The 25,097-nt window shown below is 71.9% G+C and carries 22 protein-coding genes; 8 read left to right on the top strand and 14 right to left on the bottom strand.

Going from position 1 to position 25,097, the window contains the following annotated elements; genetic code table 11:
* A complete protein-coding gene (locus CXH06_RS04815; protein ID WP_232820198.1) occupies positions 1-1,416 on the bottom strand; it encodes a hypothetical protein in 1,416 nt (471 codons plus the stop codon).
* Between the two features lie 131 nt (positions 1,417-1,547).
* Here CXH06_RS04815 and CXH06_RS04810 point away from each other — a divergent pair, with 131 nt between their 5' ends.
* The gene (locus CXH06_RS04810; protein WP_114854014.1) at positions 1,548-2,012 is read left to right on the top strand and encodes a nuclear transport factor 2 family protein; all 465 of its coding nucleotides are present in this window, start codon (positions 1,548-1,550) and stop codon (positions 2,010-2,012) included.
* Positions 2,013-2,100: 88 nt separating this feature from the next.
* Here the strand turns inward: CXH06_RS04810 and gdhA are convergent, their stop codons facing one another.
* The 8 genes from gdhA to CXH06_RS04770 all read right to left on the bottom strand — a co-directional run bounded on the left by gdhA (position 2,101) and on the right by CXH06_RS04770 (position 9,636).
* Complete coding sequence (gene gdhA / locus CXH06_RS04805) at positions 2,101-3,444, bottom strand: NADP-specific glutamate dehydrogenase (protein ID WP_114854013.1); 1,344 nt, start codon at positions 3,442-3,444, stop codon at positions 2,101-2,103.
* Positions 3,445-3,643: 199 nt separating this feature from the next.
* Positions 3,644-3,859: a helix-turn-helix transcriptional regulator gene (locus tag CXH06_RS04800; RefSeq protein ID WP_114854012.1), complete on the bottom strand. Its 216-nt coding sequence runs from the start codon at positions 3,857-3,859 to the stop codon at positions 3,644-3,646.
* A gap of 10 nt (positions 3,860-3,869) precedes the next feature.
* Positions 3,870-4,256: a hypothetical protein gene (locus CXH06_RS04795; RefSeq protein WP_114854011.1), complete on the bottom strand. Its 387-nt coding sequence runs from the start codon at positions 4,254-4,256 to the stop codon at positions 3,870-3,872.
* A 183-nt stretch (positions 4,257-4,439) separates the two neighbouring features.
* Positions 4,440-5,180, bottom strand: coding sequence for a glycerophosphodiester phosphodiesterase family protein (locus CXH06_RS04790; protein ID WP_114854010.1), 741 nt, complete (start codon positions 5,178-5,180; stop codon positions 4,440-4,442).
* Between the two features lie 57 nt (positions 5,181-5,237).
* Positions 5,238-6,002 (bottom strand): glycerophosphodiester phosphodiesterase family protein, encoded by a 765-nt coding sequence (locus CXH06_RS04785; RefSeq protein ID WP_114854009.1) that lies wholly within the window; start codon positions 6,000-6,002, stop codon positions 5,238-5,240.
* 147 nt (positions 6,003-6,149) lie between these two features.
* Entirely contained in the window at positions 6,150-7,541 is a 1,392-nt protein-coding gene (locus CXH06_RS04780; protein WP_114854008.1) for an ABC transporter substrate-binding protein, read from the bottom strand.
* A gap of 176 nt (positions 7,542-7,717) precedes the next feature.
* On the bottom strand, positions 7,718-8,617 hold the full coding sequence (locus tag CXH06_RS04775; RefSeq protein WP_114854007.1) for a carbohydrate ABC transporter permease: 900 nt from the start codon (positions 8,615-8,617) through the stop codon (positions 7,718-7,720).
* The gene (locus CXH06_RS04770) at positions 8,614-9,636 is read right to left on the bottom strand and encodes a carbohydrate ABC transporter permease (protein ID WP_114854006.1); all 1,023 of its coding nucleotides are present in this window, start codon (positions 9,634-9,636) and stop codon (positions 8,614-8,616) included. The genes CXH06_RS04775 and CXH06_RS04770 overlap by 4 nt, the downstream gene beginning before the upstream one ends.
* Positions 9,637-10,126: 490 nt before the next feature.
* On the opposite strand from CXH06_RS04770, the gene CXH06_RS04765 reads away from it, so the two are divergent.
* Together CXH06_RS04765 and CXH06_RS04760 are read left to right on the top strand one after the other, a co-directional pair.
* Positions 10,127-11,185 (top strand): LacI family DNA-binding transcriptional regulator, encoded by a 1,059-nt coding sequence (locus CXH06_RS04765; RefSeq protein WP_114854005.1) that lies wholly within the window; start codon positions 10,127-10,129, stop codon positions 11,183-11,185.
* A gap of 53 nt (positions 11,186-11,238) precedes the next feature.
* A complete protein-coding gene (locus tag CXH06_RS04760) occupies positions 11,239-11,760 on the top strand; it encodes a ferritin (RefSeq protein ID WP_114854004.1) in 522 nt (173 codons plus the stop codon).
* Between the two features lie 279 nt (positions 11,761-12,039).
* On the opposite strand, the gene CXH06_RS04755 is transcribed toward CXH06_RS04760, so the two are convergent.
* Positions 12,040-13,671, bottom strand: a complete 1,632-nt coding sequence (locus CXH06_RS04755; RefSeq protein ID WP_114854003.1) for a BCCT family transporter — start codon at positions 13,669-13,671, stop codon at positions 12,040-12,042.
* Positions 13,672-14,083: 412 nt separating this feature from the next.
* On the opposite strand from CXH06_RS04755, the gene CXH06_RS04745 reads away from it, so the two are divergent.
* Positions 14,084-15,055, top strand: a complete 972-nt coding sequence (locus CXH06_RS04745; RefSeq protein WP_114854001.1) for an exodeoxyribonuclease III — start codon at positions 14,084-14,086, stop codon at positions 15,053-15,055.
* A 37-nt stretch (positions 15,056-15,092) separates the two neighbouring features.
* Here CXH06_RS04745 and CXH06_RS04740 read toward each other — a convergent pair whose 3' ends face one another.
* Positions 15,093-15,806, bottom strand: a complete 714-nt coding sequence (locus CXH06_RS04740; RefSeq protein ID WP_114854000.1) for a hypothetical protein — start codon at positions 15,804-15,806, stop codon at positions 15,093-15,095.
* 166 nt (positions 15,807-15,972) lie between these two features.
* On the opposite strand from CXH06_RS04740, the gene CXH06_RS04735 reads away from it, so the two are divergent.
* Positions 15,973-16,530 (top strand): dihydrofolate reductase family protein, encoded by a 558-nt coding sequence (locus CXH06_RS04735; protein ID WP_114853999.1) that lies wholly within the window; start codon positions 15,973-15,975, stop codon positions 16,528-16,530.
* Between the two features lie 98 nt (positions 16,531-16,628).
* Here CXH06_RS04735 and CXH06_RS04730 read toward each other — a convergent pair whose 3' ends face one another.
* Together CXH06_RS04730 and CXH06_RS04725 are read right to left on the bottom strand one after the other, a co-directional pair.
* A complete protein-coding gene (locus CXH06_RS04730; protein WP_198684007.1) occupies positions 16,629-18,047 on the bottom strand; it encodes an MFS transporter in 1,419 nt (472 codons plus the stop codon).
* A 273-nt stretch (positions 18,048-18,320) separates the two neighbouring features.
* On the bottom strand, positions 18,321-20,231 hold the full coding sequence (locus CXH06_RS04725; protein ID WP_114853998.1) for a glycoside hydrolase family 76 protein: 1,911 nt from the start codon (positions 20,229-20,231) through the stop codon (positions 18,321-18,323).
* A 152-nt stretch (positions 20,232-20,383) separates the two neighbouring features.
* Here CXH06_RS04725 and CXH06_RS04720 point away from each other — a divergent pair, with 152 nt between their 5' ends.
* Positions 20,384-21,451 (top strand): LLM class flavin-dependent oxidoreductase, encoded by a 1,068-nt coding sequence (locus CXH06_RS04720; RefSeq protein WP_114853997.1) that lies wholly within the window; start codon positions 20,384-20,386, stop codon positions 21,449-21,451.
* Positions 21,452-21,472: 21 nt separating this feature from the next.
* Here the strand turns inward: CXH06_RS04720 and CXH06_RS04715 are convergent, their stop codons facing one another.
* The gene (locus CXH06_RS04715) at positions 21,473-22,555 is read right to left on the bottom strand and encodes an ATP-binding protein (protein WP_114853996.1); all 1,083 of its coding nucleotides are present in this window, start codon (positions 22,553-22,555) and stop codon (positions 21,473-21,475) included.
* 136 nt (positions 22,556-22,691) lie between these two features.
* On the opposite strand from CXH06_RS04715, the gene CXH06_RS04710 reads away from it, so the two are divergent.
* Together CXH06_RS04710 and CXH06_RS04705 are read left to right on the top strand one after the other, a co-directional pair.
* Positions 22,692-23,744: a LacI family DNA-binding transcriptional regulator gene (locus CXH06_RS04710; protein ID WP_114853995.1), complete on the top strand. Its 1,053-nt coding sequence runs from the start codon at positions 22,692-22,694 to the stop codon at positions 23,742-23,744.
* 44 nt (positions 23,745-23,788) lie between these two features.
* Entirely contained in the window at positions 23,789-25,096 is a 1,308-nt protein-coding gene (locus tag CXH06_RS04705) for an extracellular solute-binding protein (RefSeq protein ID WP_114853994.1), read from the top strand.
* Position 25,097 lies beyond the last annotated feature (1 nt).

Here is a 25,097-nt window from a genome sequence, read left to right as displayed (position 1 = left end):
TCAGTGGTCGTGGCCCTCGTGGTCCTCGCCCTCGTGGTCGTGTCCCTCGTGGTCCTCGCCGCCGGCGTCGCTCGCGGCGCTCTCGTGCTCGCCGTCGGAGCCCGGAGCGATCTCGTACTCGCCCGAGGCGGTGCCGGTGGTCACCTGGATCTCGTGCGGGATCACCGGCAGGTCCATCTCGCGGTAGATCTCGCCGCTGGCGACGTCCACCATGACCAGCTTCTGCGCCTCCGGGTCCACCACGAAGGCGGTGCCGTCGGCGACCGCCATCATCGGCGCGGCCTCCTGCCACTGGTCGGGCTCGGTCCACTCGCCGACCACCGGGACCTCGTGGAGCATCTCGCCGGTCTCCGGGTCGAGGATGTTCAGCTCGCCGTCGGTGGTGAGCACGAGCGCCTCGCCGTTGGGACCGCGGTCCAGGGAGCGGAACCAGTACTCCGCCCCCAGGTCGACGATCTGCTGCGTGGCGTCGCGGGTGTCGATCAGCGCGATCTCGGTGGGCCGCTCGATGCCGCCGGCGGGCTCGGGATCGACCTTGTGATCGGCGAGCACGATGGGCGAGTCCTCGTGACCCTTCTGGTTGCCGGAGCGCTGGTAGTCGCCCTCGATGGCGACCTTGTGGAACGCGCCGTCGCGGTAGACGACCGAGCCGTTCTCGCAGCCCAGGCTGATGACGTCGCCGGACTCGGTGGGCTGCGCGGCGGCTTCGCCGTGCACACCCGGGCAATCGTCGGTCTGCGCGGTGACCTCGCCCTCGGCATCGAGCACCTGCACGGTGCTGCGGGCGTCCTCGGTGCCCTGGGTGAGGAGCATGCCGCCGCCGGTCAGAGGCACCGCCACCCCGTGGTGCGGGTCGTCGGTCGCGGTCTCCTCGACCACGTCCAGCTCGCCCTCGGCGAGCGCGGCCGGGTCGATCACGGTGATGTCGCCGGTGCCGTCGGCGAAGAGAGCGGTGCGGCCGTCATGGGGGACCACGTGACCGGGATGCGGCGCCGCGACGGACAGGTCGGTCAGGACGGGGTCCTGGACGTAGTAGTGGAAGTGGTCGCCGTGACCCTGGGCGAGCAGGCCCGTGTCGTACATGGTGATCGCGTCGGAGGCGCTGACGGCGACGTGCCGGCCGTCGCCCGCGGGGTTCAGCCGCACGTAGCCCTCGAGCTCCGCGCTGCCCAGCTCGGAGCCGTCGGCGGAGTCGAGGGTGGTCACCCCGCCGTCGTGGGCGAGGACGATTCGCGGGGAGAGGGCGCCGACCTCTGTGCGGTCCGAGGCCGGGGACTGCGCCGCGCTGTCGCCGTCGGAGGCCCCGCTCCCGCCGCTCTCCCCCGGCCCGGTCCCGCAGGCGGCCAGGGCGAGGGCGCCGATCCCGGCGAGGGCGAGCGCTCGCCGCTTCATGATAATGGTTTTCATAAGATGCATGCCCAGGAGGCTAGCAGTTCCTGAGAACCGTTCCCAGCTGAGCCTCTGTGCCGTGGGTCACGCAGCATGGGCGGCCGGGGCGCCCGCCGAACCCTGGCGAGTCTCCCCCGCGCTGCCGTAGCGTCCCGGGCATGGACGACCCCGTCGAGACCTACCTGCGCGCCACGGTCCATGCCGACGTCCCCGCCCTGCTCGGGACGCTCGCACCGGGCGCCTCGCTGAGCTCACCACTGGTCGGCGGCGCGGTCTTCCGCGAGCCCGAGGACCTGGGCATCCTGTTCGGAGCGGTCTACGAGATCCTGCGCGACCTGCGCTGGGAGGAGCACTACCGGGACGGGCGGATGCACACGGTCCTCGGCCGTGCCCGCGTGCTCGGCGCGGAGCTGCACGACGCGATGCTGCTCGAGACCGACGCGGACGGCCGAGTGCTCACGATCCGCCCGCACCTGCGCCCCTGGACGGGCCTGAGCGCCTTCGCGATCGCCCTCGCCCCGCGGCTCACTCGGCATCCCGGCGTGCTGCGCCGAGCCGGCCGCGCGCCCACCGCACCGCCCGGACGCGAGAAAGGTGCGATCCCGACCCAGGATCGGGACTGATCCGGGTCGGAATCGCACCTTTCTCGGAGGGTGCGGAGCGGGGGCGCCACGGGTGCGCCGCGGAGGCGCTACGAGGGTGCGGCGGGGCTCAGATGACGCCGAAGGCGATCATCGCGTCGGCGACCTTGCGGAAGCCGGCCACGTTCGCGCCCACCACGTAGTCGCCGGGGCGACCCACCTCCTCGGCGGTCTCCAGGCAGGTGGCGTGGATGTTCTTCATGATCTGCGTCAGACGCTCCTCGGTGTGCGCGAAGCTCCACGCGTCGCGGCTCGCGTTCTGCTGCATCTCGAGCGCGGAGGTCGCCACGCCGCCGGCGTTCGCGGCCTTGCCCGGGCCGAAGGCGATGCCGGCCTCGCGGAACACGGTCACGGCATCCGGGGTGCAGGGCATGTTCGCACCCTCGGAGACGGCGAGCACGCCGTTCTTGACCAGCGTGCGCGCGGAGTCCGCATCGAGCTCGTTCTGGGTGGCGCTGGGCAGGGCGATGTCCATGGGGACGTCCCAGACGCTCCCCCCGGCCACGAAGCGCGCCGAGTCGCCGCGCCGCTCCGCGTACTCGGCGATGCGGCCGCGCTCGACCTCCTTGATCTGCTGCAGCAGCTCGAGGTCGATGCCCTTCTCGTCGACCACGTAGCCGGAGGAGTCCGAGGCGGTCACGGGGAGGCCGCCCAGCTGGCGGGCCTTCTCGATCGCGTAGATCGCGACGTTGCCGGAGCCGGAGACGCCCACGCGGCGGCCCTCGAAGGAGGCGTCGCGGGCTTCCAGCATCTCGGCGGCGAAGATGGCCGCGCCGTAGCCGGTGGCCTCCTTGCGCACGAGCGAGCCGCCCCAGTCCAGGCCCTTGCCGGTCAGCACGCCGGCCTCGTAGCGGTTGGTCAGGCGCTTGTAGGTGCCGAAGAGGTAGCCGATCTCGCGGGCACCCACGCCGATGTCGCCGGCGGGGACGTCCGTGTACTCGCCCATGTGGCGGTGCAGCTCGGTCATGAAGGACTGGCAGAAGCGCATGACCTCGCCGTCGCTGCGACCGCGCGGATCGAAGTCGGAGCCGCCCTTGCCGCCGCCGATGGGCAGGCCGGTCAGCGAGTTCTTGAAGATCTGCTCGAAGCCGAGGAACTTCACGATGCCGAGGTTCACCGAGGGGTGGAACCGCAGGCCGCCCTTGTAGGGGCCCAGCGCGGAGTTGTACTCGACGCGGAAGCCGCGGTTGACCTGCACGACACCCTTGTCATCCACCCAGGGGACCCGGAAGATGATCTGGCGCTCCGGCTCGGAGAGCCGCATGAGGATGCTGTGGTCCTGGTACTCGGGGTGACGGTTCTGGATGACCTCGAGGGACTCGAAGACCTCCCGGACGGCCTGGTGGAACTCGGGTTCGCCGGGGTTGCGGCGAAGAACGTGGTCGTAGGTGTCCTGGAGAGTCGAGTCGAGCATCGCAGTCCTTTCACGGGCCCGGCGGCCCACGGAGTCCGGGGCCCCGGCGGTCGGAGGTCAGAGCGCCGCCCACAGTACGCGGGCCCTGCTGATCGCGGAACGGCCTGTTCAGTGAGTGAACATGCAGGGTGCGCAGAAGCGATGCAGGCCACATGCGGCCGACCCGGGACGGCGGGCGCCGCCCCGGGCCGTCGGCACGTCACCCCTCCCCGGCGAGCTCCTCGCCCTCGGGGGTGAAGATCTCCTCGATCGGGACGCCGAACTGCCGGGCGATCCGGAAGGCGAGCGGGAGGGAGGGGTCGTACCGGTCGTTCTCGATGGCGATGACGGTCTGCCGCGAGACGCCGAGCGCGGCGCCGAGCTCGGCCTGCGACCAGCGCAGCTCGGCACGGCGTGCCTTGATGTCGTTGCGCATGACGGGCTCCTCAGCGGTAGCGCGCGGCGGCGACGACGGTGCCGAGGATCCAGGAGACCATCAGCAGGGAGAACGCGAAGATCCAGTTCAGCGCCGGCAGACCGAAGAACTGCAGTACGCCGACGGCGAGGATCAGCGGGGTCGCGATGACGAAGGCGAGCAGGACCGCCTCGGCGATCTTGCGTCGCTGGAACTCGTCACCGCTGCGGTACATCTCGATGTTCGCCCAGGCCATCAGGCCGACAGCCGGGAGGACCAGCAGGGCGGGGAGCCAGGCGGCGACGCCGAGGCCCTCGGCGACCCCGGCGAGGGCGAGGGCGGCCCCGTAGAGGACCATGCCGACGGCGAAGCGGAGGGCGAAGGCGCGGTTGGCGCGGGTGCGGGCGGAGGTGGACATGATGTCTCCTGAGGCGGGAGGCGGTGGTCACTGCGGTCCGGAGGGCCTCCCGAGCCGGTCGGCCGGCCCGGAACCCCTCGCGTCCACACCCCAGAATGTACAGAGTCCTTGACATGACGGTCAAGGGTTCTTGACATGCAAAGTCAACGACCCTTGACACGCCGATGGTCCGCGTCGGGACGCTCAGAGCCCCCGGGCGTCCAGCTCGCGGCGCACCCAGCCGGGATCGTCGGTCGTGATCGTGTCCGCCCCGCAGGCCAGGGCGACCTCGAGCTGCTCGGGCCGGTTCACGGTCCAGGGATTCAGCTCCAGGCCGGCGGCGTGCACGGCCTCCGCGCCCCGCAGGCTCAGGCCGCCGATGGCGGGGCCGAGGCCGCGGGCCCCGAGCGCGACCGCCGTCTCGATCGCCTGCTCGTCGACCGTCCCGACCAGGTAGGACACCGCGGTCTCCGCGTCGCGGCGGATCTCCGCGAGGGCCTCGGCATGGAAGGAGATGACCGTGGACGCGGCGGCGGGCGCGTCCGCGGGCAGCGCGCGCAGCGCCGCGGCGACCGCGGCCGCCGCCCGGGCGACCTTGACCTCGATGAACACCGGGACGGTGGTCGCCGCCAGCAGCTCGTCCAGGGACGGGACCCCCTCCCCCTCGGCCAGCCGCACCCGGTCCAGCTCGGCGCGGGTGAGCGCGCCGATCGCCCCGCTGCGCAGCGGGGAGTCCGCCGCCGCGGTGCGGTCGATGGTCTCGTCGTGCATGATCACCACCTGCCCGTCGGCGCTCAGATGCACATCGCACTCGAGCAGCTGCGCGCCATCGGCGAGCGCACGGCGGAAGGACGCCATGGTGTTCTCGGCGACGTGCGCGGCGGCCCCGCGATGGCCGACGATCGCGGGGCGGCGGGGCGGGATCGGGGTGGACGACGAGGTCATGACTCTCCTGGGTCGGGACGGGACGGGGCGGGGCGGACCGGGAGGACCGGCGCGGGATCAGGCGCGGACGCGGGCGGCCATCAGCTCGGCGGCCCAGGCGGGATCGTCCACGGTGATCGTGTCGCATCCGAGCTCGAGGGCGCGCTCGAGCTCCTCCTCGGAGCGGGCGGTCCACAGGTTCAGCGCGGCGCCGAGCTCGGCCGCCCGCTCGACGTCGGCCTGCCGGGCGTCGGCGATCCGCACCCCCACGTGGGCGAGCTGCAGCTCGCGGCAGGACTCCCACCACTCCGGGCTGGTCGCCGTGGTGGTGCGCATCCGCGGGATCTGCGGGGCGAGCTCCGCCGCGCGGCGCAGGGGCTCCTCGTGGAAGGACAGGATGACCGCCGGGGCCGGCCGGTCCACCTCGTCCGCGAACGCCTCCGCGCCCAGCTGCTCCAGCAGGATCTCGACCACGAGGTCCGCGGCGGCAGGCGCCTTGATCTCCACCAGCAGGGGGACGCGGGTGCCGTCCTCGCGCACGGAGGCCTCGAGCACCTGGGCGAGCGTGGGGATGTGCTGGTCCGCGCCCACCAGGACCCGGTCCAGCTGGGCGCGGGTGAGGTCTGCGACCGCACCGGTGCGCAGCGGGGAGTCCTCCTGCGCGGTGCGATCGATGGTGGCGTCGTGCAGGATCACATCGGCGCCGTCGGCGCTGAGGTGCACATCGCACTCGAGCCACCGGACCCCCTCGGCGACACCCCGCCGGAAGGACGCGATGGTGTTCTCGGGCGCGATCGCGGCGGCGCCGCGATGCCCCACCAGAGTGGGCAGCTGGGAAGTCATGCTCTCGTTCTCCTCGTTCAGTGCGGGCCCGACGGGCCCCGAACCGCCGCGGGGTCCGCGGCGGCGCGTCGGCCCCGGGCGTCCATCATGCCCGGGGCCGACGTGCACCCGCCCCCGGGAACGGGCGCGGGCGCGGTGCGGCTCGGATCAGCTCCAGCCCTCGAAGCCGATGGCCTCGTAGTCCTCGCGGTTGTCGTCCAGGTACTCCTGGAGCGTCGGGGCGAGGGCGTCGAGCACGCTCTGGGGGTCCGCGTCGTCGCCGTACACCTGGGCCTGCGAGGCGCTGATCTCGGTGACGGCGCCCTGGGACCAGTTGGTGTAGTCCGCGGTGCGCGCGTTGGCGAGCTGGTCGATGGCCACCCCGTAGTTCGGGTCCGCGGCGACGTTCTCCGTGACCCGCTGGGTATCGGCCGCGGCCTGGACGATCGGCACGTACCCGGTGCCGATGTGCCAGGTGGCGGACTGCTCGGGCCCGGCAAGGAAGCGGAACAGCTCCGCGCAGGCGTCCTGGCGGTCCTGCGAGTCGTTGCGCACGATCGACAGCCCCGAGCCGCCCGTGGGGACAGCCTTCTCCTCGCCCTCCTTGGAGAGCATGAAGGCGGTGCCCACCTCGAAATCCGCGGCCTCGGTGGTGCCGGTCAGCCCCGCGGTGGAGCCGCGCATTCCCGCGGTGAGCCCCGCGGTGAAGTCGGTGCCGGCGGCCTTCGCCATGTAGCCGAAGCCGTCGTCGTTGAGGAATGCCCGCTGCCACTCGAGCCACTCGACGCCCGGGGCCTCGTTGATGGTGACCTCGAAGTCCTGGGTGGAGTTCGCGCCGCCGAAGCCCCAGATGTCCGCCTGCGCGTGCCAGGCGTCGTCGGCTCCCAGCGCGAGCGCGGACAGCGGACGTCCCTCGACCTGGATCTTCGCGAGCTCGGGGGCGAACTCGGCGAGATCCTCCCAGGTCTCGGGACCCTCCTCGGGCAGGCCGGCCTCGATGTAGCGGGTCTTGTTGAAGTAGAACAGCGGGGTCGAGCGGGCGAAGGGCACCACGAAGGTCTCCCCGGCCGCCTTGCCCTCGGGGACGAAGTTCTGGATGAAGATGTCCGTGTTCCACTCGTCGTCGAAGTAGCCGTCCAGCGGGGCCAGCGCATCGGACTGGTAGAACTGCAGCCACTGCATCTCGGGGAAGCAGACGATGTCGGGCACCGTGCGGGCCTGCAGGGCGGCGGTGAACTTCTGGTTGAGGTCCGCGTAGCTGCCCACGGACTCGGCGATCGCGACGATCTCGTCCTGCGACTCGTTGAACTCGGCGAACAGCTGGGAGAGCACCTCGTAGTTGGTGCCCGTGAAGGGCGCCCAGAACAGGATCGGGGTGCGGCCTTCGTACTCCGAGGGCACCGTGAGGTCGGCCTGGGAGAAGCCGTCGCGGATGTTGCTCTCGGCGCTGTCGCCGCCCCCGCTCGGGGCGCCGCAGGCGGCGAGGGAGGCGGCGCCGGCGCCGAGGCCCAGCGCCGTCAGCAGGCCGCGGCGGGAGAGGTCGAGGGGACTGCGGGACATGTGCATCGCTCCTTGGGTGGGTCCGGATCGGGAGGGTCCGGTGCGTTCTCAGGCGGGGTCCGGCGGGTGGTGCGCCCCGGGAGGGGACCCGGGGCCCGCCCGGGTCACGGCCCGGGCGGTGGGGCGGTCCGACGCTCGGGCGCGGGACCGACCAGGCGGCGCGGGGGCCGCCGGCCTCACTTCAGGGCGCCGGCGGCGAGGCCGCCGATGATGCGCTTCTGGGCGAGGAAGAAGAGGATCAGCATCGGCAGGGAGACGAACACGGCGCCGGCCATGATCACGCCCCAGTTCGAGTAGCCCTCCTGGCTGCGCAGGAAGAGCAGACCGATGGGGAGGGTGCGCATGTCCGCGGTGCTGGTGACGATCAGGGGCCAGACGTACTCGTTCCACTTGCTGACCATGACGATGAGGGTCGCGGTGAGGATCATCGGGCTGGACAGCGGGACCACGATGGCGAGCATCCGTCGCAGATGGCCCGCGCCGTCGATCTCCGCGGCCTGCAGGATGTCCTTGTCGATCGTCCGCATGTACTGGTACAGGAGGAACATCGCGAAGGCGCTCGCGATGCCGGGCAGGATGATGCCCTGGTAGGAGTTCAGCCAGCCCAGGTTCGCCACGGTGATGTAGTTGACGATCAGGGTCACGTGGCCGGGCAGCATGAGCGAGGCGATGATCAGGACGAAGGCGATCTTCTTGAAGCGGAACTCGACGAACACGAACGCATAGGCGCACAGGATCGCGAGCGTCAGCTCCAGGAAGGTCCCCACCGCGGTCGTGATGATCGAGTTGAGGAAGAAGCGGTCGAAGGGCGCGGAGTTCCAGGCCTCGAGGAAGTTGTCGAGCGTCAGCTGCCCGGGGATCCACTGCAGCGGCCAGGTGTAGATCTGGTCCTGGGGCTTGAGCGCGGAGGAGAAGAGCCAGTACAGCGGCACCAGGAAGACGGCGATGACGCCGAGGACGCCGGCGAACATCAGGCCGGTGAGCCACAGCGGGCGGCGGGGTCCGCGCCGGCGGCCCCGGTTCTGCGGGACGGGAGTGCCGGTGACCTGGTCGGTCTCGAGGGTCGCGGTGCTCATGAGTCGTAGTTCACCTTCTTCTCGCCGATCCGGACCTGCACGAAGGTGAGGACCAGCAGCAGGACCAGCAGGACGGTCGCGGCGGCCGAGGCGGTGCCGATGTCGAACTTCTGGAAGGCCTCGTCGTAGACCATCCAGCTCAGCGTGCTCGAGGAGCGCCCGGGACCGCCGCCGGTCATGATCGAGATGATGTCGAAGGCCTGGGCGGCGGAGATGATGCCGGTGATCGAGAGGAAGAACGTGATCGGGCTCAGCAGCGGCAGCGTGAGGTGGCGGAAGAGCTTCCAGCCGTGGGCGCCGTCGAGGGCCGCGGCCTCGTAGAGGCTCTTGGGCAGATCGAGGATCGCGGTGTAGCAGATGACGGTCACGAAGCCGAGGCGCTGCCAGGTGTAGGCGATGGTGATCGCCCACAGCGACCAGTCCGAGGTGGTGGTCCAGTCCGGCGAGTCGGCGCCGAAGAGGGAGAAGAACCAGCGCGAGAGACCGTAGTTCGGGTCGAACATGAACAGCCACAGGATGCCGACGGCGGCTCCGGGGAGCATGTGCGGCGCGAAGGCCATGGTCTGTGCGAAGCCGGTCAGGGGGAGCTTGGAGGCCAGCAGGCTGCCCAGCAGGATGCCGCCGATGATCGAGCCCAGCACGCTGACCAGGGTGAAGATGACGGTGTTGGCCATGACCTCGCCGAAGGCGGGCGAGGTGAACAAGCCGGTGTAGTTCTCCAGTCCCACGAACTCGGGGGTCGGGGCGACGAAGTCCCAGTCGAAGAAGCTCAGCCCGATGTTGTAGAGCGCCGGATAGTAGGAGAAGACGATGATCGCCAGCAGGTTCGGGCCGATCAGCGCGCAGAACAGCAGCGCGTCGCGGCGGCGGCGCCGACGTAGCTGCGGGGAGCTGCGGCGCGGCGGACGCGCGAGGGCCGGCGTCGTGGTCGCGGTCGTCGCCATGGCACCCCCCTGCTCGTCGGCCCCGGCCGGGACCGGTGGGTCCGCGGGGGTGTTCGGTCGGACTGCGATGGACATGGGAGCGCTCCCAGCTTCCTGTGCGGAGGACGGGCCCCGGAGCGGGGCCGTCGCGATGAGAGTGGCGGCTGCGTCGCGCGGAGCATCTCCGCGATCCGGCCACCGGGCTGCTGGATGCCGCCTCGGCGCCGTCGACGGATCTCACCGTAGATACCGTCTGACCAGGGACGCCAGTGCGGGGTGCGCGGCGGTGAATCCCGCGTGAACAGCACCTGTCACTGCAGGTGGGAGCGCTCCCATGGCGAAGCGGCAACCGCTTCCCCATGCCCTGCCGCCGCCACCGCGGGGCGCGATCCATCGGCTGTTCATCCGGGGTACCGCAAGAGTTCGCCGTCCGGCGGCCCCGGCCGGTCGTCGACGAACTCGGACTTCACCCTCCGGTCACCCGTTCCTCCCGCCGGGTGCCCGCCGCTGCGCTAGGGTGCGCCGAAAGTGCCGACCGCCGCGCGGGTGCCGCTCGGGGACGGCGCCGAGGGGAAGGGGAGCCGCCATGCCACGACCGCCGACGATGGAGGACGTGGCCCGCGCCGCGGGCGTCTCGCGCTCGACCGTCTCCCGGGTCTTCCAGAACCATGGCGAGCGGGTCTCCCCCGACGCGCTGATCAAGGTCCACGGGGCCGCCAAGCAGCTGGGCTACGTCCACAACCTGGTCGCCAGCGGGCTCGCCATGCGGCACGGGCGGCAGCTCGGCCTGCTCGTCCGCGACGCGACCAACCCCGCCTACGGACACCTCCTGGCCGAGATGAACCGCGCCGTGGAGAGCGCCGACCGCACCCTGATCTCCGTCACCGCCTTCCGCCACGACTACGGCACCGCCGAGGTCGACGGGCTGCGCCGGCTGCTGGGGCAGCGGGTGGCCGGCGTCTTCGTCGGCACCGGCGTCACCGCCGCCGAGGACCTCGTCGAGACCGTCACCTCCGTGCCGATGATGATCGTCGGCCGCCCCAACGAGCACCCCCGCATCGAGTCCGTCAGCTACGACGAGCGCACCCACGGCCGCACCATGGCCGACGAGATCGCCGCCCTCGGGCACCGCCGGATCGCCGTGCTCACCGCTCCCCTGCTCTACTCCCGCGTCTTCGCCCTGCGCACCCGCAGCCTCGTCGAGCGCTGCGCCGAGCTCGGCGTCACCACGGTCCCGATCGACCTCCTGCCGGTCGAGGACGGCGTGGTCCGGGCGCTCGAGGCCGCGCGGGAGCAGGGTCTGACCTGCATCGTCTGCCCGGTGGACTATGTGGCGCTCGACCTGCTGCGCGCCGCCGCCGCGCGCGGTACGAGAATCCCCGAGGATGTCAGCACCGTGGGCTTCGACGGGATGGGCGACGGCCTGGACCTGCTGGGGCTCGCGACGATGCGGCTGCCGGTGGCGGAGGTGGCGCAGCGGGCCGTGGCCCGCATGGACGAGCTGCTGGAGCACGCGGCCGATGCCCCCGGCCCGGACGGCGGCTCCGGCGCGGGGGCGCCCCCGCCGGCGCGCCACGTCGTGGTCGCCGGGACCTTCCTGCCCGGACGGACGCTCTCGGTCCCGCCGACGTCGCGGCACCGCTGAGGTAAGCCTGTCCACGGATGACAGGGGACCTGGTCAGGGCTATCGTCCAGAGCATGAAGATGAGCACTGATCTCGAGAAGAAGTTCCAGGAGCAGATCACCCTGGAGTTCGCCGCCTCCCTCACCTACCGCCAGCTCGCCATCGAGGCCGACGAGCAGGATCTCCCCGGCATCGCCGCGTGGCTGCGCCACCAGGCGGACGAGGAGATCGTCCACGCCAACAAGTTCATCCAGCACGTCTCGGACCGCGACAACCACGCCGCCATCGGGACCATCACCGCGCCCGCCGTGGCGCCGGGCCTGACGGTGCTGGAGATCTTCGAGGCCGCGCTCGCGCACGAGCAGAAGGTCTCCGAGGCCATCCGCGAGCTCTACCGCAGCGCGGACAAGGAGGGCGACTACGACTCCCGCCCCCTGCTCAACTGGTTCGTGGACGAGCAGATCGAGGAGGAGGCCACGGTCAGCGAGATCATCGGCCGCGTGCGGATGATCGGCGAGGACGGCTCCGGCCTGCTCCGCCTGGACTCCGAGCTCGGCGCGCGCCCCGCCAAGGGCACCGAGGCCGACGCCGAGTGACCGCTCCGCGCTGAGGCCCGGCCTGCGCGACGTATTGGCGAAGAATGAGCCGGTAGGAGCGCAGGCAGAAAGCACCGCCTGGGCGACGTGCTGGCGAAGGATGAGCCGGCAGGAGCGCAGGCAGAAAGCGCCGTCTGTGCGACGTGCTGGCGAAGGATGAGCCGGCAGGAGCGCAGGCAGAAAGCGCCGTCTGTGCGAGAACCCCCGAGGGCCCGGCAGCGATGCCGGGCCCTCGGTGTGCGGCGGGTGCTCAGTGCGAGCGCAGCGCCGCCGCCGAGGTCACCTCACGGGCGGCGGCACGGGCTCCCCCGTGATCAGCGGATCGCGGCGCAGCAGCATCACCAGGCACACCGCGAGCGCGAGGATCACGAAGATGAACGGAGCCGCCGAGAGCATCACCGCCGTCTGCAGCGCCTCCAGACCACCGGCGTAGAGCAGCACGGCGGCGGTCGCTCCGGTGAGCAGCCCCCACATCCCCATCACGCGACGACTCGGGGCCATGCGCCCGTCGGAGGAGATCACGGAGAGCACGTAGGTGTTCGAGTCGGCACCGGTGATGAAGTAGAGCACCACGAGGGCGACGGCCACCACCGAGGTCAGCGGCGTCAGGGGCAGCTGGTCGAGCAGGCCGAAGAAGGCCGTGTTGACGTCCTTCGCCGCGGCCTCGCCGATGGCGGCGCCCCGTTCGAGGTCCATGAACATCGCCGCTCCGCCGAAGACGGTGAACCAGGCGGAGAAGATCAGGCTCGGGATGCCGAGGACGACCAGCACGAACTGCCGGATGGTCCGGCCGCGGGAGATGCGCGCCAGGAAGATGCCGACGAAGGCCCCCCAGGAGATCCACCAGGCCATCATGAAGTAGGTCCAGCCCCGCATCCACGTCAGCTCCTCACCATCGGTGGGCAGCATGAGGCTGATCTCGAGGAAGCCGCCGGCGTACCCGCCCAGGGACCGCAGGAAGACGTTGATCAGCCAGCTCGTGGGGCCGGTGATCAGCACGAAGAGCAGCAGCGCCGCGGCGATCGCCATGGTGGCCTGGCTCAGGTAGCGGATGCCGCGCCCGATACCGCTCATCGCCGACGCCGTGAACAGCACGGTGAGCAGGGCGATCACGGTGATCTGCACGCTCACGGCGGTCAGATCGACTCCGGTGATCTGGCTCAGACCCTGGCTGATCTGGGCGGCGCCCAGGCCCAGCGAGGTGGTGGTGCCGAACAGCGTGGAGAGGATCACCAGGACGTCGACCGCCTTGCCGACGACGCCGTCGGCGTGACGTCCGATCAGCGGGCGCAGGATCGGGGAGACCAGCCCCTTGTTGCCCAGCCGGTGCGTGGAGTAGCCGATGGCCAGCCCGAAGGTGGCGAACACCGCCCAGGCGTGCACACCCCAGTCCAGGAAGGTGAAGCGCAGCGCGTCCACCACCGCGTCCTGGCTGCCGGGCTCGGCGAGATCGTGGGGCGGATCGACCAGGTGGGAGACCGGCTCCGCCACGCCGTAGGTGATGAGCCCGATGCCCATCACCGCACCCAGCAGCATCGCGATCCAGGCGTAGGTGGGGTATTCGGGACGGGAGTCGTCGGGGCCGAGGCGGATGGTGCCGAAGCGGGTGCAGGCCAGCACCAGCAGCAGGACGATGAGACTCAGCGGGATGAGCAGCAGGGACCATCCGCTCGTGGCGGTCACCCAGTTCATCGCGGCGTCGGCCGCGGCGCTCAGCTGCGCAGGTCGAAGTGCGGCGACGGCGAGGAGGGCGACGACGAGCGCCACCGAGGTCCAGAGGACCCCGTTCAGCGAGCTGCCGGGACGGTGCGGGCTGCTCGGGAAGCGCTCGGCGGCGCGCCGGGCGCGGCGCGCGGACGGGCCGTCCGGGGCGACGGTCGGGGGAGGTTCAGGAGGGGCGTCCGGAGGCATGGCGCGGTCCGTTCCGTGAGGGCACTGCCACGTCAGCGCGCGGGCGGTGGAGGATGGGAGAGGTTCTGGAGATCGAGATCCCGACCGAGGATGTGGCGATGGTCCGCCCGTCGAGCTCGACGGGGGACGCCTCGCCGTGCATTCCGGACCTCACTCCATCGTCCGGGGAGGATGGTGGGCGGTCGGCATCGTCGTGGCATGGGGCGGACACGGACGTGACCCGGTCGCAGAGCGCTCCACAGTAGGGGCCGATGGCCTCGCACAGGGTCTCGCTGCCGGATTTTGGGGCGCTTGTCTCGTCCGGGCCGCCGCCCGCGACACCCTGATATGGAGCCAGCATGTGCACAGGAGCCCTGCCCTGAGCGCCTTCCTGTGCACATTCTGGCTCCGATCCGGCCCGTAGCCTCAGGGCATGCTCCGCATCGTCACCGCCAACGTCAACGGGATCCGCGCTGCGCACCGGAGGGGCTTCGGGGACTGGCTCGCCGGGCGCGGGGCGGACGTCATCGCGCTGCAGGAGGTCCGGGCGCAGGTCGCGAAGCTCCCCGAGGCGGCCTTCGGCACGTTCCACGTGGCCCTCGACCCCGGCTCGCTCCCCGGTCGCAACGGGGTCGCGATGCTGACGCGCCGGCCGCCCGCCGCGGTCCGGACGTGGAGCGGCCGGGCGGTCGTGGGCGGTCCGGCGGTCGCCCCCGGCGCTCTCCGCGCCGACCTGGTCGGCCCTCCGTCCGCCGCCGGTCCCGCCCTGGAGGAGGTCGAAGCACCCGATCAGGTGCCGCTCGCGCGCGGACTCGGCCCCTTCGCGCGGGAGGGCCGCTATCTCGAGGTCGATCTCGCGGACGCGCCGCTGACCATCGCCTCGCTCTACCTCCCCAAGGGCGGCCTGCCGGCGGAGCTGCAGCGCCCCGAGCGAATGCGGGAGGCACCCGACGGCGGGGCGAAGTATCGGCGGAAGATGGGCTTCCTGGCCGCCTTCTCCCGCTATCTCACCGCCACCCGCCGCGCCGCCCGGGCCCGCGGCCGGGAGTTCCTGCTGGTGGGAGACCTGAACATCGCGCCGACGCGCCAGGATCTCGCCAACTGGCGCCGAAACCAGCAGACCGACGGCTTCCTGCCGGAGGAACGGGAGTGGTTCGCCCAGCAGCTCTCACCGCGCACGCTCGTGGACGTGGTGCGGAGCCTGCGCCCGGAGGAGGATGGCCCGTACTCGTGGTGGTCGTGGTTGGGGCAGTCCTTCGCGAAGGACACCGGCTGGCGGATCGACCATCAGCTGGCCACACCCCGGCTCGCGCGCAGCGCGCAGAGCGTCGAGGTGGACCGGGAGTTCCGCGGCGTGCGCCTGGCCGATCACGCCCCCGTGGTGGTCGAGTACGCGTGGCCGTGAGCTGCTGGATCATCACCGCGGCAGGTCAGGGAGCGGTTCAGTCCCCGTGGCGCGCGAGGGTGGCGCGCAGTCGGGGGTTCCAGTCCTCGGCCCATCGGGTCGCCTCGTCACCGCGGGCGTAGGTGTCGATGATCTCGCAGAGGCGTCCGGCGAGCCGCGGGCGCGGGACGCGCTCGGTGAGGAAGGCATCGAACGCGCCGACCACGCCGTCCATGTCCTGGGGCCGCCCGGTGCGCAGGAGATAGGCGGACAGGCCCCAGAGCACCGTCGCGTCCAGGCCGTTGCTGCTGGCCCTCAGCGCCTCGGCAGCGACGGTGAGCAGCTCGTCATCCAGCGGGAGATCGTCGATGACCGTGTCGAGCTTCGCGATCAGGCCGGAATAGGCGGAGAACTTCCGGAGCCGCACGACGACCCGCGCCGCGTCCTTGCCGCGTCCGCGCATCAGGGCGTAGAGGACGAAGAAGTCGCCGGCACACCTGACCTGGTCACCGTGCTCGAGCCAGAGCGGGAGCAGCTTCGTCTCGAGGGCGCCGGTGTCCTTCGCGCTGCCGATCGCCGCGATGAAGAGCTCCCAGTCCGGCGTGCCACGAACGGTCATCATCAGCTGCAGGAGTCGGTCCTGATCCTCCCCGACCAGGACGGCGAAGCCACCGGCGAGATCCGTGGCGCGCAGGGCCGGGGCCCGTTCATCGGGCTCGAGGGCGCCGGCCTCCTCGATCCACTGCTGGAGGGCGTCGGCGGCTCGGGACATCGTGGTCCTCTCTCGGTGCATCGGTCGATGACGTGCTGTTCGCAGGCGCGCGGCGATCAGGGGCCGCCGGGTGGCGCCGTCCAGGGTCGGTGGTGTCGTGACCCCGCCCAGAGTAGCGTCGGCCCCGGGGCCCTCACCGCCGAGGGCTCGCGAGGAGGAACGACGCATGGGCACCCTGACCTTCAGCATCAACACCACCCTGGACGGCTGCGTGGACCACACCGAGGGCATCGCCGACGAGGAGACGCACGCGCACTTCACGCGCCTGCTGGAGACGAGCGGCGCCATGCTCTGGGGCCGCACCACCTACGAGATGATGGAGAGCTACTGGCCGGCCGTGGCCCGCGGCGAGGTGGAGGCGCCGTCGGCGATCCGCGAGTGGGCGCTGACCCTGGAGGAAATGCCCAAGTACGTGGTCTCCTCCACGCGCCGGGACTTCCCGTGGACGGGCAGCCATCACCTCACCGGAGACCTCCGCACGGCCGTGCTGGAGCTCAAGGAGGCCACGCCGCGCGGGGTGCTCCTGGGCAGCGGGCAGCTGGCCACCGCGCTGGACCGCCTGGATCTCATCGACGAGTACCGGATCCTGCTGCATCCCCAGATCGCCGGCCACGGTCCCACCCTGTTCGCGGGCGGGCTGCCCTCGACGCGGACTCTCGATCTGCTGGCGGCGACGCCGATGAGCAACGGCGCGCTGGACCTGCACTATCGCCGGGCAGAGTGAGGGCCCGCAGCCGGTGCCCGCCCGATGCTCGGTGACCCGACAGCGGCCGGTGCCTCCCCGCCGCGGCCGACCGGCCGGCGGCGGAGAGGCAGGGTCTGCTATCCGACCTGCGAGGGCACCTCCGCGGCGACCGCCGGGCGGGAGATGACCAGGGCGCCGACGGCCAGCCCCGCGACGGCGAGCAGGGCGGCGATCACGAAGGGGTCCCCGCCGTGCAGCGCCGGGGCGAAGCCGAGGCCCACGTACACGGCCACGCCGCCGGCCCCGCCCAGCTGGTCCGCCGCGCGCTGGACGCCGGAGGCGATCCCGGCGTCCTCCTCGGTGGTCCCGCTGACGGCGATGTACTGCAGCCCCACGATGCCGAAGCCCATGCCCGCGGCGATCAGCAGCATCGCCGGCAGCAGCCAGAGCGCTCCGCCGCCCTGCGCGGCCACGGTCGCGACCACGGCCATCGCCCCCGCGGCCGCCGCGAGCCCGAGCAGCACGCACGCACGGGCGCCCCAGCGCCCCAGCAGTCGCGGGACGAGCACCGAGGCCGCGATCAGGGACACGGCCAGGGGCAGCATCGTGAGCCCCGCGCCGAGCGGGCCGATCCCGAGCCGGTCCTGCAGGTAGAAGGTGAACAGCAGGAACGAGGTCGACAGGGCGCCGCTGAGCAGCATCGTGGTGAGGTTCGCCCGCACCCGGGAGCGGTCCGCGAAGAAGCTCAGGGGCACCAGGGGGTTGGGGGACCTCGCCTCGACGCGCACGAAGCCGATCGCCGCCGCCACCGCGCCGGCCAGCGCCACGACGCTCACCCAGAGCGAGCTCCTCGGCTCGCCGGCCTCGACCGCGGCGGTGACGAACAGCAGCGGGCACGCGGTCAGCAGCAGCGAGCCCGGCAGGTCCAGGCGCACCTTCTCACGGGCTGCGGGCCTGTCGGCCGGGACCAGGAGGAGCGCCGCCACGAGGACGACCAGGATGAACGGCACCGAGATCAGGAAGATCCAGCGCCATCCCAGGTGGGCGGTGATGATCCCCGAGAGGGCGAAGCCGAGCACCAGGCCGCAGCTGGCCACCGCCGCCCAGACGCTCAGCGCCCGCGACCGCCGCGGCCCCTCGGGGAACATCAGCACGATGGTCGCCATCGCCGCGGGCAACGCGACGGCCTCGCCGACGCCCTGGAGCAGGCGCGCGGCGACCAGGACGGGGAAGGAGGGCGCCAGACCCGCCAGCAGGGACGCCGCCCCGAAGACGGTGGTGCCGACCAGCAGGGTGCGGCGTCGGCCCAGGAGGTCGCCGAGCCGCCCGCCGAGCATCAGCAGCCCGCCGCCGGTGATGGTGTAGCCGACCACGACCCAGGTCAGCGCGTGGCCGTCGACGCCGAGGTCGGCGCCGATCGAGGGCAGGGCGATGTTGACCACGGTCACGTCGACCGCGATGAAGAACTGCAGCAGGGCCATCGTGGCCAGCACGAGCCCTGCGCGCGCAGGGGCGGGACTCAGCCCGCGAGAGGTAGGGGTCTTGTCAGAAAGCATCGATTGCTCCGTCGCTGAGAAGTGAGCGGAGCAGCATGAGGAGCCGCTCCGGAGGGATCACGGAGCGACGGGACGTTCCCGGGAACGAGTGGTGCGTGGTGGACGTCCCGCCGCTAGCGGGAGGTCCTGATCACTGCCGCGAAGGCGGCGGAGCACGAAGCGGCTGACATGGCACGGATCCTACCGGGCGGCGGCGGTGATGGCGACTCGTCAGGGCGCGGATCACCCGCGGCCCCGGAGCCCTCGGCGGGGAGGGCCCCGGGGCCCGGGCGCTCAGGAACCGCTGTACTCCGCCGTCACGCGGTGCACCTGCCCGCCCCAGCCGTCCTCGGGGAAGGCGTCGGAGACGCGCAGGAACACGTCCTTCTCCTCCCCCGCCAGGTAGGGCGCGAGATCCAGCGTGCGCTCCCCCCGGTTGGAGGCGTCGCGCAGCGGCTCCTCCTCGCGCAGCACCTCGGTCCAGCTCTCGCCGTCCGCGCTCAGCTCCACGACGAACTGGTTCGAGATCGTCACCGTGACCTGCGCCGCGGTGGTGCTGGCGGGGAAGGGGAAGCGGTAGATGAAGGCGCTCACGCCGTCGGCGAAGCGACCGGGCTCATCGGTCACCCCCGAGCCGCCGCCGTCCCACAGCCAGGCGGCGTCCTCGGTGCCGCCGGAGAAGTCGATCTCCCGGGCCACCACCACGAGCGCGCGGGCGGTGTGCTCGAGCCCGCCCGGCGCGCTCACGCGCATCCCGATCTCGTGGACGCCGTCCGGGGCATCGGCCGGGACGGTCACCGTGACGGGGACGGCGATCTCCGCGACCGCATCCTGGCCGCCGTCGGAGGGGCGCTCGAGGTCGAGGGTGCGGGGCGTGGCCACCTCCCAGCCGTCCGGCGCGTCCGCGGCGAGCCGCACGTGCACGGGGCCGACCCCGGGCGCGGTCGCCCCCACGGTCAGTTCGAGCTCGCGCTCGGCGAGGGCGTCGTCGGGGACCACCACCGGGGGCGAGGTCAGCGCCGCGGAGAGGGAGCGCGTCGCGCCGTCGGCGGGCACCACGGCGAGCAGCGCGCTCAGGGCGCTGGCCTGGGTGCGCCAGTCGGCGACGTTCGGCGAGCCCTCGGTCTCGGCGCCGCCCCAGCGCACACCGAGGCGGTCGGCGACGGTGCGATGCTCCCAGACGGACTCCGCCTGCACCGCGGCGAACTCGCGGTAGCGGGCTTCGCCGGTGGTGTCGGCGAGGTCCATGAGGTAGCGCAGGAAGATGCCCTTGAACTGCTTGTGGTTGTCGTTGGTGGTCTCCCCGAGTGCGTCGGTCCACTCCACGAGGATCCCGTCCCGGGTCAGCGCGCCCTCGGCGAGCGCGGAGTCCGCGAAGTAGCGCGCCTTCTCGAGCAGGTCAGGGTCGCCGGTGGCGCGGTGCAGCTCGAGCGCGGCGCCGATGGCGAGGCCCTGGTTGTAGGTGTAGACGTGGTCGCCGTTGTTCTCGCAGGCATCGGTGAGGCCGTCGTTGAGCAGGCCGCGCTCGTTGATCATCCCGCTGCCCAGGTACCAGTCCCAGGCCTCCTGCGCCCGCTCCAGCCAGGCCGCATCCCCCGGGATCCGGTTGTGCAGCTCCGCGGTGAGCCGGATCCACTGGCCGTTGGTGACGGCGTTCTTGTAGGTGCGCTCCTCGTCCCACCAGATCCCGCCGCCGCAGGTGCTGGTGTCGAAGAAGTCGAGCATGAACTCGCCGATGAGGACGGCCATGTCGAGGTACTTCTGCTCGCCGGTGAGGTCGTAGGTGCAGATCCAGGTCAGCGCCCACCACCCGGAGTCGTCGATGGCCCGGCTGGTGAAGTTCCCGTAGAGCTCGTCCCCGGACAGCTCCCCGGCGGGGAAGGGGCCCTGGTTCTGCTCGAAGGTGAGGTCGAGCTGATCGAGGTGGCGCAGGTCCCCGGTGCGACGCATGTAGTCGCCGATGGTCTGCAGGGCGACCGCGGAGTTCCACCAGCTCGAGGGGAACCAGGCCTTGGCCGGGTCGTAGTCGGTCATGAGGACGTCGGCGGCGATGCGTGCGCGGGAGACCGCCTCTGCGGCATCGACGGGGGTGGTCGGCGCCTCGGCGCGCGGGGTGGGTGGGGCGCCCTGGGCGATGCCGGCGAGCCCCAGGCTCGGGACGGCGGCGGCGGTGAGGGCGACGAGGGTACGGCGGGACATCGTCATCGATGAGCTCCGGATCATGGTGTCGGGTGACGGAGGAGCCGTTCGTGCCGTGAACGGCCCTGACCACGTTAGGGCACGCTGCGCGGCGTCCGACAGGCCTTTTGCACATCACTCTGATGAAGTTTTCAACCATCTCCTGGTACCGTGGGCCCATGCGAGCCTTCGGATTCCTCAGCTTCGGCCACTACGGCGGCAGCCCCGCCCAAGGCGGCATCAGCGCCCGCCAGATGCTCCACGACGCGATGGACATCGCCGTCGGCGCCGACGAGATCGGCGTGAACGGCGCGTACTTCCGCGTCCACCACTTCGCCCAGCAGTCCGCCTCCCCCATGCCGCTGCTGTCCGCGGTCGCCGCGCGCACGCAGCGGATCGAGGTGGGCACGGGCGTGATCGACATGCGCTACGAGAACCCGCTCTACCTCGCGGAGGAGGCGGCCGCGCTGGACCACATCGCCGATGCGCGGGTGGCCCTCGGCGTCTCCCGCGGCAGCCCCGAGCCCGCTGAGCGCGGCTGGGAGGCCTTCGGCTACACCGGCTCCGAGGACCCCCGCGGGGCGGACATCGCCCGCGAGAAGTTCGCGGTCTTCCTCGACGCCATCCGCGGCGAGGGCATGGCCCGCGCCGCCGAGAGACCCTACGGCGCCCCGGTCTCCCCCGGCCAGGACCTGCGCATCGAGCCCCACTCCCCGGACCTGATCCGCCGCATCTGGTGGGGCGCCGGCTCCCGCGAGAGCGCGGAGGGCGTGGGCACGATGGGCCTGAACCTCATGAGCTCGACCCTGCTCACCGAGGCCACCGGTGCCCAGTTCGGCGACCTCCAGGCCGAGCAGATCGAGCGCTATCGCGCCGCCTTCCGCGCGGCCGGGCACACGCACGCCCCGCGGGTCTCCGTCTCCCGCAGCGTCTTCCCGATCCTCACCGAGCAGGACCGTCTCCTGTTCGGCATGCGGCCGGGCGCCGAGGCGGACCAGGTCGGGATCATCGACGGGCACCGCTCGACCTTCGGCCGCACCTACGCCGGCGAGCCGGACCAGCTCATCGCCCAGCTGCAGGCCGACGCCGCCGTCCAGGCCGCGGACACCCTCATGCTGACGATCCCCTCGCAGGCGGGCGTGGACCTGAACCTGCACATCCTGCGCAGCTTCGCCGAGCACGTCGCGCCGGCCCTGGGCTGGCGGCCCAACGCGGAGGGGCCGGTCCAGGGGGACCCCGTCAGCTGAGCCGCGAGGTCCCGTCACGCCTCAGCGCAGACCGATGGGCACGTCCGATCCGCCCTCGCGCGTCAACCGCTCCCCCATCTGGACCAGCTGCGGCTCGGACGCGAACCCGCCCGCGAACAGCGCCTGCCCCTGCGTGAACCGCGGGGAGCGCTCCAGCAGCTCCGAGGGGGCGAAGCCGAAGATCTGACCGAGCTCGTCGAGGTCGCGGGTCGAGCTCATCTTCATCAGGGCGAGGTTGTCGCACTGCGAGATGACGTTGGGGTGCAGCTTCGACGGGCGCTGCGTGGACAGCAGCAGCCAGATGCCGTACTTCCGCCCCTCCGCCGCGATCTGGACGATGCGCTCGGTGAGGGCCCGGGCCAGCGGGGTCCCGGCATCGGGGGCGGCGAGGTTGTGCGCCTCGTCGATCACGACCAGACGGCCGGTGCGCTCGTGCCGCTGCGCCCACAGCCGGTCCAGCACGGCCAGGGCCGAGGCCTGCAGCTGGGCGGCGGAGTCGAAGCCGCCGAGGTCGACGACGGTGGCGTCGGGCAGCTCGTTGATGACGTCGGTGGCGTCGCGCCCGCCCCACGCCCACATGTCCCACTCGAGCACGCCGAGGTTCTGCAGGCGCAGCGCCAGGCGCCGCAGCAGCGGATCCTCATGGTTCTCGAGCCATGTCGCCAGTCCCCGGTCGTCCCCGAAGGTGTACTCGGCCCCGACGCGCAGCATGGCGTTGTACTCCTCCGCGTCGAGCACCGGGTCCAGCTGCAGAACCGCGGCCCGGGAGCGGATGTCCATGTCGACGAAGCGCACCTGCAGGTGCCGATCGCCCGGCGAGCTCGGGCGCAGGATCCGCACGTCCCGTGAGGCCAGCTGCGCCGCGGCCTCCTCGGAGGCCGAGTCCTGCGGGCTGTCCAGGTGCACGAAGTCGGAGTTCGGATCGAGGATCACCAGCGGCAGGTGCGTGTGCAGCAGCACCTGCTCGAGGACCACGCCGAGCGCGTAGGTCTTGCCCGATCCGCTCTGCCCGCACCAGAAGGTGTGGCGGTTGAGCTTGGGCGCACGGAGGTACGCGGTCTCGGACGTCTCCAGGTGGGTGCCGATCGGCATCTCAGCGTTCATGGGCGTCACTGTAATCGGCCCCGCTCGCCGGAGGACGGTTTCCCGACACCTTGACACACCGGGTTGCAAACCGGTTTGATGCAGGGGTCAAACCGGTTTGCGTCGCAGGCCGGTCGTCACGCCCCAGGAGCCATCGATGCCTCGAGTCCGCCCGACGATCGGCGACGTCGCCCGTGCCGCGGGCGTCTCCAAGGGCACCGTCTCCCTTGCCTACTCGGGCAAGCGACCGGTCGCCGACGAGACCCGTCGGCGCATCCTCGAGGCGGCCGCAACGCTGGGATGGACCCCGAGCGAGAGCGCGCGGGCCCTGGCGACCTCGCGGGCCGCGGCCATCGGCCTGGTCCTCGCCCGCACCCCGGACGTCCTGGCCGCCGATTCCTTCTTCCCACGCTTCATCTCCGGCTGCGAATCCGTGCTCTCCGGCGCCGGGATGGGCCTGCTGCTGAACGTCGTGACCAGCGCCGAAGCGGAGGAGGCCGTCTATCGGCGTCACGCCGCCGGGCGCGTGGACGGCGTGCTCCTGCTGGACATCCGCCGCGACGATCCTCGGCCCGCGCTGATGGCGGAGCTGGAGCTCCCCGCCGTGATGCTGACCGGCCATCGCCCCTCCGAGGCGGAGCGCCACGGCCTCTCCGCCGTCTATGTCGAGGGGGCCCCGGCGATCCGGCGCCTGGTGGGGGCCCTCGTCGACGCCGGCCACCGGCACATCGCCCATGTGACCGGCCCCCTCACGATGCTGCACGCGATCGAGCGCCGGGAGGCCTTCGTCACCGCCGTCCGCGACCACGGCCTGGATCCGACCCGCGTCGTCGAGGCGGACTTCACCGCCGCGGCGGGGCACGATGCGACCGCCGCGCTGCTGGACGGCCCCGAGCCGCCCACGGCGATCGTCTACGCCAACGACGTGATGGCCATCGCCGGGCTCTCGCTGGCCCGCAGTCGCGGCCTGCGCGTCCCGGAGGACCTCTCCCTGACGGGATACGACAACACCGAGCTCTCCGGCCACCTCTCCCCCGCCCTCACCTCCGTCGACTCCGACCCCTACGCCAGCGGGGTCCGCGCGACGCAGCGCCTCCTCGCCGACCTCCTGGGGGATCCGCCGGCCGCCGAGCATCTCGACTGCGTCCGCGTCCACGAGCGCGGAAGCATCGGCCCCGCGCCGACGCACCCCTCGATCCCCGCTTCCTGACCGACCGACCGGGGTGCACCGCAGCATCCCGACGAAGGAGTCCCATGACGATCTCTCGACGCGCAGTCCTGCGCACGGCCGCCGGCGCGGCGGGCCTCGGTGTCGTCGGCGGCGCCGCCGCCTGCTCCCGCCCCGTGGTCGCCGATCAGTCCGCCGCCCGCTCCTCGCGCGGCCCGCTGACGGTGTGGACCTCCTCCAACGAGCAGGAGCGCGCCTGGGGCGAGGCCGTCGCCGAGCTGTGGAACGCCGAGCGTCCCGAGGAGCAGGTGACCCTGCAGGAGGTCCCCGCCGGCGCCAGCACCGAGGAGGCGGTCACCGCCGCCATCGTCGCCGGCACCACGCCGGACCTCCTGTTCGCGATCTCGCCCGCCGCGACCACCGACTGGGTCCGCGCAGGCGGTCTCGTGGACCTCTCCGCCTTCGACGGGGCCGACGCCTTCATCGAGGGCCGGGTGGGGGCCGAGGTCGCCCGCGGCTACGCCCACGAGGACGGGCGCTACTACCAGCTGCCGTGGAAGGCGAACCCGGTGATGATCATGTACAACCGGGAGCTCTTCGCCCAGGCCGGCCTCGACCCCGACGACCCGGGCATGGCCAGCTACGACAGCTTCCTCGACGGCGCACAGGCGATCGTCGACTCCGGGGCGGCGCGCTCCGCGATCTGGCCCGCCCCGACGGCCGAGTTCTTCCAGTCCTGGTTCGACTACTACCCGGTGATGCTGGCCTCCACGGGCGGCACCCTGCTGGTGGAGGACGACCGGGCGACCTTCGCGACGGACGAGGGCATCGCCGCCGGGGAGTTCTGGGAGGAGATCTACGCCCGCGGCCTCGCCCCCACGGAGACCTCCACGGACAACGCCATGGCGGCGGGCACCACGGCGATGCAGATGGCCGGTCCGTGGGCGATCGCCTCCTACGACGGCACCATCGACTACGGGATCATGCCGGTTCCCACGGCGGACGGCCTCTCCCCGGAGGAGATCACCACCTTCGCCGACGCGAAGAACGCCTCGATGTTCACCTCGAGCCGGCACCAGCTCAGCGCCTGGGAGTTCCTGCAGTTCGCCACGGCTCCCGAGCAGGACCGCATCCTGCTCGATCTCACGGGTCAGATGCCGATGCGCCAGGACCTCCTCGCGCTCCATCCGGAATTCTTCCGCGAGAACCCCGCCTACCGGGCCTTCGCCGAGCAGTCCGCCCGGGTCGCCGACGTCCCCAACGTCCCGGGGTCCATCGAGATCTGGCAGCGGTTCCGCGACGGGTACGTCGCCTCCGCCGTGCTGGGCAAGCGCCCCGTGCGCGAGGAGTTCCCCGCCGTCGCCGACGCCATCGACACCCTCCTGGGAGCCTGAC

The sequence above is a fragment of the Brachybacterium sp. YJGR34 genome (assembly GCF_003347015.1).
Classification (GTDB): domain Bacteria; phylum Actinomycetota; class Actinomycetes; order Actinomycetales; family Dermabacteraceae; genus Brachybacterium.
Note: the sequence above shows the minus strand (reverse complement) of the source record. Positions and strands in the feature narration are given on the sequence as shown.